This window comes from Clostridium sp. E02, assembly GCF_003833015.1.
Classification (GTDB): domain Bacteria; phylum Bacillota; class Clostridia; order Lachnospirales; family Lachnospiraceae; genus Lacrimispora.
On record NZ_RJLQ01000011.1, the window covers coordinates 35,770 to 48,227 of the forward strand.

Consider the following 12,458-nt stretch of genomic DNA (forward strand, 5'->3'; position numbering starts at 1 on the left):
AGTTTGACAGGAGAAAACGAATATGGAATATCAACACGGTGGAGATATCTACACGAACAGTGTTACCTTGGACTATTCGGCGAATATCAACCCTCTGGGTCTCCCAAGGGGGGTGAGAGAAGCTGTTTTAAGAACCATTGATACTTGTTGTTGCTATCCGGACAGCAGAAATCAAAGGTTAAGGGAAAGAATAGCCACATTTCATAGGATTGAACCAGAGGAGGTGATCTGTGGCAATGGAGCGGCCGATCTGATTTTTCAGATTGTTCAGGCAAGAAAACCCAAAGAGGCCTTGCTCTTAGCCCCTTCTTTTGCAGAATATGAACAGGCACTTCATGCAGTGGGGTGTAAGATTACATATTATGATTTAAAGGCCTCCAATGGTTTTATGCTGTCTTTACAGGAATTGGCAAAATGGTTGAAATGGAATGGGAAAAAAATTCAGATGTTGTTCTTGTGTAATCCAAACAATCCCACTGGTTTGGTTGTGACAAAAGAAGAAATAGAGGATCTTTTGATCGTCTGTAGAGAACAGGGAATTTTTTGTGTAATAGATGAATGCTTCAATGAGTTTTTGGATGAACCAGATCGATATTCCATTTTGTCACAGATCCAAAGTGGAAATTATGATCATGTATTTCTCTTAAAAGCATTTACCAAAATTTATGCCATGGCTGGCATACGGCTAGGATATGGAATTTGTAAAAATGTATCGGTGTTGGATCAAATGAATGGAATTCGACAACCATGGAGTGTCTCTTCGTTTGCCCAGGCTGCAGGTGAGGCTGCACTTTCAGAAACAGGATATGTAGAGGAAACCAGAGCTCTCATCTCCACTGAGCGTGCTTATTTAAAGGAAATGCTGAAGAATATGGGATTTTGTGTTTTTGACTCCAAAGCAAATTATATATTTTTTCGGGATACTAGAGAAGAAGCATGTAAGAAGGAGCAGCTTCTATATAAAGAATTACTTCATGAGAAGGTTCTTATTCGTTCCTGCTCCAATTACAGGGGACTTGATGATACTTATTATCGGATCTGTGTAAAAAAACGGAAAGAAAATGAACGGTTTCTAGCCGTGTTAAAATCCATCATAACAGAAGGGAAACAGATAAATGGCAAAGACAATTATGATACAGGGAACGATGTCAAATGCAGGAAAGAGTCTGATCACGGCAGGGCTTTGCCGCATATTTAAACAAGGCGGATATCGGGTGGCTCCTTTCAAATCTCAAAATATGGCGTTAAACTCTTATATTACAGAAGAAGGCCTGGAAATGGGGCGTGCTCAGGTGGTACAGGCGGAAGCGGCTGGGGTAAAGCCTGAGGCGGCGATGAACCCTATTCTTTTAAAGCCAACCAATGATATAGGATCTCAGGTGATTGTCAATGGCATTTCTATAGGGAATATGCCGGCCAAAGAATACTTTGCCTATAAAAAACAATTGATTCCAGAGATAGAGAAGGCCTTTTTAAAACTTTCCAATGAATATGATATTATCGTGATAGAAGGAGCTGGCAGTCCGGCTGAAATCAATCTAAAGCAAGAGGATATTGTCAATATGGGGATGGCAAAGATGGCGGATGCTCCGGTGCTGCTGGTTGGTGATATAGATCGGGGTGGTGTGTTTGCACAACTGTATGGAACAGTTATGCTCTTAGAGCCGGAAGAGAGAACACGGATAAAAGGATTGATTGTCAACAAATTTCGGGGAGACAAATCCATCCTAGATCCAGGGCTTGCTATGATAGAGGAAAAATTGCAGATTCCCATTGCAGGTGTGGTCCCTTATATGAAGGTGGACATTGAAGAAGAGGACAGTCTGGGAAATCATCTCATGGGAACAGGGAAAACAAATAAAACGGCCGTGGAGATTGCGATTATACGTTTCCCAAGAATTTCTAATTTTACAGACTTTTCCGTGTTTTCCACGATGGAAGAAGTGTCTCTTTCTTATGTGGATTCGGTTCAGAATTTAAAAAATGCAGATTTTATCATTCTTCCTGGAACGAAAAACACCATCGAAGATCTATTGTGGATGCGGCAGAATGGGCTGGAAGCTGCTATATTAAAGCGAGAGGCAGAAGGGGTACCAATATTTGGGATCTGCGGAGGGTTTCAAATGTTAGGAGAAAGTCTTTCTGATCCGGAAGCGGTAGAATCCCAAGCTGGACGAAATCTTTTAAGAGGAATGAATCTGTTGCCTGTGCGTACAATCTTTGGGAAAGAAAAGACCAGAGCGAGAGTGACCGGTGCTTGCACAGGGATCGAAGGGATATTAAAAGATCTTTCTGGTATGGAAGTAGATGGGTATGAGATTCATATGGGGGAGACGAAAAGAGCACTGCCTCCTCTTGCTTATGTCATGGAGTCTCAGTCAGGTTCCCATCTTGCGAAGATGGACGGGTGTCAGAAACGCAATGTATATGGAACTTATATCCATGGCTTTTTTGATAAAGAAGGAATCGCAGAGACAATTGTAACATCCCTTATGAAAAAGAAGGGACTTTCATTTGAACGAAATGGGACGTTTGATTATCACGAATATAAAGAGAAACAATATGACTTACTAGCTCGATATTTAAGAGATTCCCTTGAATTGAAACAAATCTATGAGATGATGGGCCTAGAATGGGACGAAAACGGAGGGATTCATGATTGATAAGAAATTAGAACGGGTACTTCCCGGAGAAATCGAAAAAAGAAGCTTTGAGATAATTACGAAAGAACTGGGAACAAGAATTCTGGACCCTGAGAATGAACTGGTAATGAAACGAGTGATTCATACAACAGCAGATTTTGAATATGCCGATCATTTGAAATTTTCTTCCCATGCGGTGACGAAGGGAATTGCTGCATTAAAGGAGGGGATACCGGTCATTACCGATACCACTATGGGAAAAGCTGGGATCAACAAACGTGCGCTGAGTCGCATAGGAAGCGCTGTACACTGTTTTATAGCGGATGAAGATGTAGCGGAAACCGCAAAGGAAAAACAAACAACAAGGGCTTGTGCCAGTATGGATAAGGCTGCAGGACTTTCTGGGGATTGTATCTTTGCGGTTGGGAATGCACCTACGGCACTGGTTCGCCTCTATGAACTGATCAAGGAAGGTAAACTTCATCCAAGACTAATCATTGGAGTTCCCGTGGGATTTGTGAATGTGATACAGTCTAAGGAGTTGATTATGTCTCTTACGGATGTTCCTTATATCGTCGCTGAAGGAAGAAAGGGAGGAAGCAATGTAGCTGCCGCAATTGTCAATGCATTGCTTTATCAAATTTAAGAAAGAAGGAATCACAGCAGACTAGGTCAACTGACTGAGTCTGCTGTTTTGATAGTCTCCAGACATCGTCACGTCCCTACCGAACCAGGAAGGAGGGGGAAAAGACTGAGCTTCTTCTATGGTTGTAAATTCCACTTCGGCTAACATAAGACCTTTATAACGTCCCTCAAAAACATCAAGTTCGATGAGAAGATGGTCGGAATCTTTAACCGGGATGCAGTAACGTGTTTTCGTAAGAATATGACCATCTGCTTTTTTGATCAAATGGCGATAGGAGTCTTCCGTTAAAGGTAGATTATATTCTTCTCTGGCGAGCAACCCTTTTGATTTATAAGTAAGGTAATACGTATCGTCTTCTTTACGCACTCGGACAACTGGATTGGTAGAGAGATAACCCTGTTCGATCAGATGATGGGGAAAAGTGTTGTAATTTGGGGGAGGATTTGTAACTAAAAACTTGCGTTCAATTTCCATAAATAAACTCCTTCGCAAAAGGTGAAAAATTAGTGGGGAAACAGGGGTAGTATACCACAAATAGATAAAAATTAGAAGAAGGTGGTAAAATAATAAAAAACATGTTAAGATGAAAAAAACTGGAATGTAGCAAAATACAGGAGATGCCATGGCAAATGGTGCACTAGAAGAAATAAAGATTACGGGAGACAGTAATTTGAATTGTAAGTAGGGGGACAAATAAAATGGCAAAGGTATATGCGTTTTTAGCGGATGGTTTGGAAGAGGTGGAATTGCTTGCAGTCGTTGATGTTTTAATCAGAGGAGGTCAGGAGGTGTTGATGGTCTCTATTAGTGGGGATAAGGAAGTGGTAGGTTCCCACGACATTGTTTTGCAGGCAGATGCTTTGTTTTCTGAAGTGAATTTAAAAGACGGGGATGTTCTATTCTTGCCAGGAGGCATGCCCGGAACCAAAAATCTGGGGGAACATGAGGGACTAGCCAATGCACTTATACAGGCGGATCAGGAGAACAAACGAATTGCTGCGATTTGCGCTGCACCCAGTGTTCTAGGAAAACTAGGGATCTTAGAAGGGAAAACCGCAACCTGTTATCCAGGTTATGAATCACAGCTTAAAGGAGCAAATTATACTCGCCAGGGTGTTGTTACAGATGGGAATGTAACAACAGCAAGAGGTCTGGGGTATGCGCTTGATATGGGGCTTGAACTTCTTTGTTTGTTAACAAACAGGGAACATGCCAGTCAGATCAAAGAGGCAATCCAGTATGATTCCAATGAAATATAAATGGATGAATGGTAAAAAAAAAGGATGGCTGCCGTTGGGCGGCATAGTATTTTTACTATGTGTTGTTATGGGGTGTCAAGGAAAGACTCCATATGATTTGTCAGTGAAAAATCCTGTTACCGTTACTATCTGGCACTATTACAGTGGGGTGCAAAAAGAAGCTTTTGATCATTTTGTTAGAATTTTTAATGAGGATGAAGGCAGAAAGAAAGGGATCGTAGTTAAGGCTTTCAGTAAAGGAAGTATAGAGGAATTAGGCAAACGGATTGATGACAGCATAGAAAAGAAAATTGGATCAGAAGCCCTTCCGGATGTAATTGCCGCTTATGCAGATAAAGCGTATGAGATGGATCAATTAGGACTGACTGCAGATTTAGACCCCTATCTGACCATGGAAGAGATATCTGAGTATGTAGATGTCTATATGGACGAAGGAAGGTTTGACGAGGACGGAAGTATAAAAGTCTATCCCGTTGCAAAATCCACGGAAATACTATCCGTCAATATAACGGACTGGAATAAGTTTGCGGCGGCGACAGGAGAAACAGAAGCTCCATTCCAAACATGGGAAGGAATTACGAAGATGGCGAAGTCCTATTATCAATGGTCAGACAGCCTGACGGAGGAACCCAATGACGGGAAGGCATTTTTTGGTAGAGATGCATTTGCAAACTACATAATTATTGGCAGTAAGCAACTTGGACATGAGATTTTTCAAGTAAAAGATGGAAAAACAGTTCTGGATTTTGATAAAAACGCTATGAGTAAGTTGTGGGAATGTTATTACATCCCATATATAAATGGATACTTTGGTGCTTACGGAATGTATCGTAGTGATGATGTAAAAACGGGGCGGCTGGTGGCGTTTGTGGGGGCGACCAGTGGGGCATCTTATTTTCCACAATCTGTGACCTTAGGAGATGGGACCAGTTACGAAATTGAAAACAAATTGTATCCTCTCCCCAATTTTTCAGGAACCGTTCCCTGTGCAGTGTCTCAGGGGGCAGGGCTGATGGTTTTTCGCTCGGATCCAAAGAAAGAATATGCAGCGGTATGCTTTCTTAAGTGGTTTACTGGTGTGGAACAGAATCTGGAGTTTTCCACCGCCACCGGTTATCTGCCCGTCAAAAAGGCAGCAGCAGATCAGGCAGTTCAATCGTTGAAAAAAACAAGTGAATGCAGTACAGTGGGAAACAATCTTTTGATTGGACTTGATCTAGCCAATCGTTACACACTCTATACATCACCTCCTTTTTATCATGGAGAGCAGGCTAGAAAAATACTTAATACTTCTATGGCAGAGAAGGCAGAAGAGGATTATAAAAAAGTGCGTTTGCTTTTGAGCCAGGGAATGAAGCGGGAACGAGCGGTGTCTGCTTTTGAATCAGAAGAGAATTTTAATCTCTGGTACGAAGATACGAAAAAGAAGCTGGTAACGATTCTTGGAGAATAATTTATGAACAAAAGAAGAAAAAATTCCATTCGGACCAAGCTATTAGGTCCTTTGTTGATTCTATTGATTCTACAGGCAGCAGTCATTGCAGGAACGGTTTTGTTTGGCGGAGTTTCTATCAAATTAAAAAACAATGAAATAAATGTTGTAAGTGAAGATGCGGAACAAGTCAAGCGCAGCTTTGAGAGACAGAACGTTCACTATTGGGCCATTATACAACACAATTCGGATTACATAGCTGATGAAATCCAGATGATATTAAAAGAAGAGAACGTTACAGCTGACGATATTTTGAACAATGATAAATTGAATCAAAAGATAACCCAACAGGTTATGAATAAATCCATTGATTTTCTTCGTTTAAGTTATGCAACCGGAGCTTTTTTTGTATTAAATGGTCCCGCTGCTGAAAACAGTCCTGCTCATATGAAAGCAGGATTTTATCTTAGAAATTCCAATGTGGATGGATTGTTAAATAATAATTCCTCTCTATTGTTAAAGAGGGGTAACCCTTCTCTGGCAGAGTCAAATCACATCCCCCTAGATTCTCTTTGGGAGCTGGGATTTTTGATGGATGGTCAGGGAGATGCTGCGGATTTTTATAACAAACCAATGGAACAGGCAAAGCAAGCAGGAGCAAAGGCATCGGAGGCTATAAATTATGCTTATTTAAGCCCGCCCTTCCGTTTGAGTCCAAAAGAAATTACGGTTATCACTTATTCGGTACCAATTATTCTTTCTGATGGTACGGTTGTCGGGGTGTGCGGTCTGGAGATATCACGAAACCAGATGGATCAATTTCTAGAGGATGGACAGTTAACCAGTAATTTTGAATGCTGGGTCTTAGGAATCCGGGATAAGAAGACAAAAACAGTTGTACCTGTGGCGTATTCTGGATTTTTATATAATCAGTATTTTTATGAAGCCAATCACATCGCTTACGCAGACAGTGAGGAGGGGGATATCAGTGAAATAAAATCCCCGGATGGAACCAAATGGTATGGCAGTATAAAAAGTCTTAATGTATATGGGATCGACAATAAGGCTGGGGAATATGATTGGGTTTTAGCTAGCATGGCAAAGCAAAATGACCTTTTGACTTTTTATAATGCGATACGACGTATGTTGTTTAGCTCCATGTTGTTTCCACTGATTTTCAGCCTGCTTGGTGCATTTTTAATTGGTAAAATCATGACGGAACCAATTCGCACATTGGCAGAGGAATTAAAAAAACAATCAGGGCGGGGAGGTTTGTCTTTAAAGCGGGTTCATATTCGGGAAATTGATGAACTGACGGATACCATCGAACAGTTAAACCGTGATGTGGAACAGTCAGCCTCAAAGATATCGAATATTCTGGAACATGCCAATGTTTTGATTGGTGTTTTTGAATACGCAGAAGGGGGCGATAAGGTGTTTTGCAGCCGCTCCTTAATTGATATGCTTGGATGGGGAGGACCGGGGGAACTGTACCAGTATATTGATCTTGAAACGTTTGAACATTACATGGAACACACGTTTACCGGCATACGCATGAAGGGAGACCGGCTCTTTCAGAGTCTGGAAAGCTCGGAAGGGACCAGATGGGTGGAATTTATTTTGGATGAATCAAAAAACGGAACCGTTCTGGGGGTCTGTTCCGATGTGACGGCTGATGTGCTAGAAAAAGAAAAATTGGAACGGGAACGAAATTTTGATTTGCTCACCAATCTATATAACCGCAGAGCATTCCGGGAACAGGTGGAGGAATTGATGAAACAACAGCAAGACACGATGGCGGCTGTTGTTATGTGGGATCTGGATAACTTAAAGTATATCAACGACACCTATGGGCACGATGAAGGGGATCGCTATATTGCCCATTTTGCAAATTGCTTGAAAAGATTTTTTGAAGGTCAGGGAGTCATTGCCCGTTATTCTGGAGACGAATTTGTGACTTATCTTAGAGGTGGTAAAAAAGAGCGTATCAGAATGCGAATTCGGGAATTTATGAAATATATACAGTCCACCACATTAGATATGGTGGGAGGATACCAGTTTCCCGTTCGTGTATCTGGTGGGTTATCCTGGTATCCGGATAATGGAAAGGATTTTGAAACGTTGTTTAATTACGCCGATTTTGCTATGTACATGGTAAAGCACAGTGTAAAGGGAGCCGTAAAAGAGTTTGACCCAGAAGAATATTTTCACAATTCTTATATGCTTACTGGCAGTGAAGAATTGAATCGTATGCTAGATACAAAAAAAGTAAGCTTTGTATTTCAACCAATTGTAACAAGAGATGGAAGCATATATGGATATGAACTATTAATGCGTCCTCAGTTTACCAATATGAAAGGAGTCAGTGAAGTCTTAAATCTTGCCAGAGCACAGGCAAAACTTCCCCAGATGGAGACGCTAACCTGGTTTGCCGGACTACATTCTGTTTTTAAAGAGTTAGAAAAAGGACATATGGGAAAGGATGAAAAGATCTTTATAAATTCCATTGCCAGTGTCTGTATTACAGAAGAAGAGCAGGAAGAATTAGAGAAAGTTTATAAGGATCTGTTGCCCCGGATTGTTATTGAGATGACAGAAGGAGAGCCTGCGAACCATGATTATATGAAACGTAAGATAAAAATGGCAAAAGACTGGAATGGAATGATTGCAGTGGATGACTTTGGTACAGGATACAACAGTGAATCCGTTCTTTTAAATATCCAGCCAGAAATTGTTAAGGTTGATATGAGTCTGGTGAAGCGGATCTATGAAGATTCCAAGCGACAGATTATTTTGAAAAATCTATTGGGATTTGCCATGGAAAATGATATTATGGTACTTGCAGAGGGAGTAGAAACGGCGGAAGAACTGGAATATTTGATGCAATGCGGGGTGTCATTATTCCAGGGATACTACATTGCCAGACCCCAAATGGAGATCCGTCCGCTAGATCCCTATATTATAGGGAAAATGCAGGAATTCACCGGAAAAACCTGAATTTATCACAAATAATACTGGAATTTACAGGACGAGTATGTTATAATGCTAAATTGAAGTGTAACGCCCTGTCGGTAAGGCGGTTCACATATATCTCAAGGAGGATCCCATTAATGAGTTTACAAGTGGAAAAATTAGAAAAAAACATGGCGAAATTAACGGTAGAAGTGCCGGCTGTAGAGTTTAATAAGGCTCTTACCGCAGCTTACAATAAGAACAAGGGCAGATTCAATATCCCAGGATTCAGAAAAGGGAAAGCTCCCCAGGCCATGGTGGAAAAGATGTATGGCGTTGGTGTTTTATACGAAGATGCAGTGAACGAAGCTCTTGACGCTACTTATGGAGGCGCAGTCGAAGAAAGTGGACTGGATGTTGTTTCCAGACCAGAGATTGCTGTTATTCAAGCTGAAAAAGGAAAAGAATTGATTTATACCGCTACAGTTGCTGTGAAACCAGAAGTGGTTTTAGGTGAGTATAAAGGAATTGAAGTAACAAAAGCATCAGCAGAAGTTACGGAAGAAGATGTGGAAGAAGAGTTAAAGAAGGTTCAGGAACAGAATTCCAGACTTATCACGGTTGAAGACAGAGCGATTGAAGACGGAGACCAGACAGTGATTGACTTTGAAGGCTTTGTAGATGGAAAGGCATTTGAGGGCGGTAAGGGAGAAGATTATGCACTTACCATTGGTTCTCATTCTTTTATCGACACATTTGAAGAACAGTTAATCGGAAAGAAAGTTGGAGAGTTAAGCGAAATCAACGTTACATTCCCCAATGAGTATCATGCAACAGATCTGGCTGGAAAGCCAGCGATGTTTAAGGTTACTGTGAAAGAAGTTAAGAGAAAAGAACTTCCAGAGTTAAATGATGAATTTGCTGGAGAAGTTTCTGAGTTTGATACATTAGAAGATTACAAAAATGACATCAAAGAAAAAGTTGCAGTGAATAAAGAAAAAGCAGCAGCCACTGAAAACGAAGATCATGTAGTAGAAAAAGTTGCAGAGAATGCTACCATGGAGATTCCAGAGCCGATGATCGATACTCAGGTAAACAACATGGTAAATGACTATGCAAGAAGAATGGAAAGTCAGGGTCTTTCTCTAGATCAGTACATGAAATTTACCGGCATGACCATTGAGTCTTTAAAGGAACAGATGAAGCCACAAGCCATCAAACGAATTCAGACAAGACTTGTGTTGGAAGCAGTTGTAAAAGCTGAGAATCTTACCGTAACGGACGAAGCAGTAGAAAAAGAGATTGCGACCATGGCTGAAAATTATAAAATGGAAGTTTCCCAGATTAAAGAATACCTTGGTGAAACCGGAATCGAACAGATGAAGGAAGATCTGGCAGTTCAGGAAGCAGTCGATTTCCTGGTTGCGGAAGCAAAATTGGTTTAAGAAGTTTGCCTCGAGTAGATTCCTGACATTAGTCCGGAGTCTACTCTATTTTAGAAAAGTAGACAGGAGGAAGATAGATGAGTTTAGTACCTTATGTCATTGAATCAACCAGTAAGGGTGAACGCTCTTACGATATTTATTCCAGACTTCTCAAGGAAAGAATTATTTTTTTAGGGGAAGAGGTATCTGATATTTCTGCAAGCGTAATTGTGGCTCAGCTGCTGTTTTTAGAGGCCGAAGATCCCAATAAGGATATCAATCTTTACATTAACAGCCCCGGCGGTTCTGTAACCGCAGGAATGGCAATCTATGATACCATGAACTATATAAAATGTGACGTTTCTACCGTTTGTATGGGTATGGCAGCCAGTATGGGAGCGTTTCTGCTGTCAGGTGGTGCAAAAGGGAAAAGATTTGCTCTCCCCAATGCTGAGGTTATGATTCACCAGCCTTCTGGCGGTGCAAAAGGTCAGGCCACTGAGATCCGTATTGTAGCTGAAAATATTTTAAAGATTAAAAAACGTTTGAATGAAATTCTGTCTAAAAACACAGGACAGCCGTATGAAACGATTGAACGTGATACGGAACGTGATAATTATATGAGTGCAGAAGAAGCAAAAAAATATGGAATTATTGATGATATCCTCCTCAGTCATGATCACTAAGTAAGGATGGAAGAGAACACTCTGAAGGGAAACCTTCCGATGGAGAAGTATCTATATCCAGACAGCATGCGTTATTAAAAGGAAAGAAGAGGTGTGTATATGCCGGTCAGAACAGACGACAAGATCCGATGCTCTTTTTGTGGAAAAACCCAGGATCAGGTTAAGAAATTGATCGCGGGTTCCAATAATGTCTATATCTGCGATGAGTGTATTGATTTATGTGCAGAGATATTAGAGGAAGAATTCGACAACCATGAGGAAGATGGACCTGATTTCAGCAATATCAACCTGATGAAGCCGAAGGAAATCAAGACATTCCTTGATGATTATATTATCGGACAGGATAATGCGAAAAAAGTGTTGTCCGTAGCAGTGTATAACCACTATAAGAGAATCACTTCCAGTAAAAATATGGATGTGGATTTGCAAAAGAGCAATATTTTGATGCTAGGACCCACTGGTTCCGGTAAAACTTATCTTGCACATACTCTGGCAAAAGTCTTGAATGTGCCATTTGCCATAGCAGATGCGACTGCTTTGACAGAAGCTGGGTATGTTGGAGAGGATGTTGAAAATATCCTGTTGAAACTGATTCAGGCGGCTGATTATGATATCAGCAGGGCAGAATACGGGATTATCTATATTGATGAGATTGATAAGATCACAAAGAAGTCTGAAAACGTGTCTATAACCAGAGATGTCTCTGGAGAGGGCGTTCAACAGGCACTGTTAAAGATTCTGGAAGGTACGGTTGCTAGTGTGCCACCCCAAGGTGGTAGAAAACATCCGCATCAGGAACTTTTACAGATTAATACTACGAATATACTATTTATCTGCGGAGGTGCATTTGACGGGTTGGAAAAGATCGTTGAAAGCCGTTTAAGCGCTGGTTCCATCGGATTTAATGCAGAAATTGTAGATAAAAAGAAAACAGATATTGACGATTTGCTTAGAAAAACACTTCCACAGGATCTGGTGAAATTCGGTTTGATCCCTGAATTTATAGGGCGTGTTCCGATCAATGTATCTCTTGAGTTGTTGGGTAAGGATTCTTTGGTTAAGATACTAACAGAACCGAAGAATGCATTGCTCAAACAGTATCAGAAATTGTTTGAAATCGATGATGTAAAACTGGAACTGACTCATGATGCAGTGGAACGAATCGCAGAACTGGCAGTGGAGAGAAAGACGGGAGCCAGAGGATTGCGTTCCATTCTGGAAAGTGTTATGATGGATCTCATGTATGAGGTTCCGTCGGACGGCAACATTGGGGTCTGCAAGATAACTGGGGAAGTTGTGGATAAGAAAGCAGAACCAGAACTGACCTATCGGGATATGGCAGTTCCCAAGAAAAAGCTGTCCCCAAAATTAAGAAAAGATAAGACAGGCGAGATCGCATAGGTCCCTGCATGACTCG

General features: G+C 41.1%; 10 protein-coding genes. 9 read left to right on the forward strand and 1 reads right to left on the reverse strand.

Features of this window, described 5'->3' with window-relative positions; translation table 11 throughout:
- Window positions 1-22: 22 nt before the first annotated feature.
- From EFT72_RS09715 to EFT72_RS09725, 3 genes are read left to right on the forward strand one after another with little or no spacing between them, the layout of a single operon-like run.
- The gene (locus EFT72_RS09715) at window positions 23-1,198 is read left to right on the forward strand and encodes a histidinol-phosphate transaminase (RefSeq protein ID WP_124066728.1); all 1,176 of its coding nucleotides are present in this window, start codon (window positions 23-25) and stop codon (window positions 1,196-1,198) included.
- A complete protein-coding gene (locus tag EFT72_RS09720) occupies window positions 1,116-2,663 on the forward strand; it encodes a cobyric acid synthase (RefSeq protein ID WP_124066729.1) in 1,548 nt (515 codons plus the stop codon). The genes EFT72_RS09715 and EFT72_RS09720 overlap by 83 nt, the downstream gene beginning before the upstream one ends.
- A complete protein-coding gene (locus tag EFT72_RS09725) occupies window positions 2,656-3,288 on the forward strand; it encodes a precorrin-8X methylmutase (protein WP_124066730.1) in 633 nt (210 codons plus the stop codon). Before EFT72_RS09720 ends, EFT72_RS09725 begins: the two co-directional genes overlap by 8 nt.
- Window positions 3,289-3,309: 21 nt before the next feature.
- Here EFT72_RS09725 and EFT72_RS09730 read toward each other — a convergent pair whose 3' ends face one another.
- Window positions 3,310-3,762, reverse strand: a complete 453-nt coding sequence (locus tag EFT72_RS09730; protein ID WP_124066731.1) for a CYTH domain-containing protein — start codon at window positions 3,760-3,762, stop codon at window positions 3,310-3,312.
- Between the two features lie 224 nt (window positions 3,763-3,986).
- Between EFT72_RS09730 and EFT72_RS09735 the strand changes: the two genes are divergently transcribed.
- From EFT72_RS09735 to clpX, 6 genes are all read left to right on the forward strand, one after another.
- Window positions 3,987-4,547, forward strand: coding sequence for a DJ-1 family glyoxalase III (locus tag EFT72_RS09735; protein ID WP_124066732.1), 561 nt, complete (start codon window positions 3,987-3,989; stop codon window positions 4,545-4,547).
- Window positions 4,528-6,000 (forward strand): extracellular solute-binding protein, encoded by a 1,473-nt coding sequence (locus EFT72_RS09740; protein ID WP_243109988.1) that lies wholly within the window; start codon window positions 4,528-4,530, stop codon window positions 5,998-6,000. The genes EFT72_RS09735 and EFT72_RS09740 overlap by 20 nt, the downstream gene beginning before the upstream one ends.
- A gap of 3 nt (window positions 6,001-6,003) precedes the next feature.
- Window positions 6,004-8,976, forward strand: a complete 2,973-nt coding sequence (locus EFT72_RS09745; protein ID WP_124066733.1) for an EAL domain-containing protein — start codon at window positions 6,004-6,006, stop codon at window positions 8,974-8,976.
- A 113-nt stretch (window positions 8,977-9,089) separates the two neighbouring features.
- The gene (gene tig, locus EFT72_RS09750; RefSeq protein WP_124066734.1) at window positions 9,090-10,376 is read left to right on the forward strand and encodes a trigger factor; all 1,287 of its coding nucleotides are present in this window, start codon (window positions 9,090-9,092) and stop codon (window positions 10,374-10,376) included.
- A 77-nt stretch (window positions 10,377-10,453) separates the two neighbouring features.
- Entirely contained in the window at window positions 10,454-11,041 is a 588-nt protein-coding gene (gene clpP / locus EFT72_RS09755) for an ATP-dependent Clp endopeptidase proteolytic subunit ClpP (RefSeq protein WP_124066735.1), read from the forward strand.
- Between the two features lie 99 nt (window positions 11,042-11,140).
- Window positions 11,141-12,442 (forward strand): ATP-dependent Clp protease ATP-binding subunit ClpX, encoded by a 1,302-nt coding sequence (gene clpX / locus EFT72_RS09760; protein ID WP_124066736.1) that lies wholly within the window; start codon window positions 11,141-11,143, stop codon window positions 12,440-12,442.
- The last annotated feature ends 16 nt before the right edge of the window (window positions 12,443-12,458 follow it).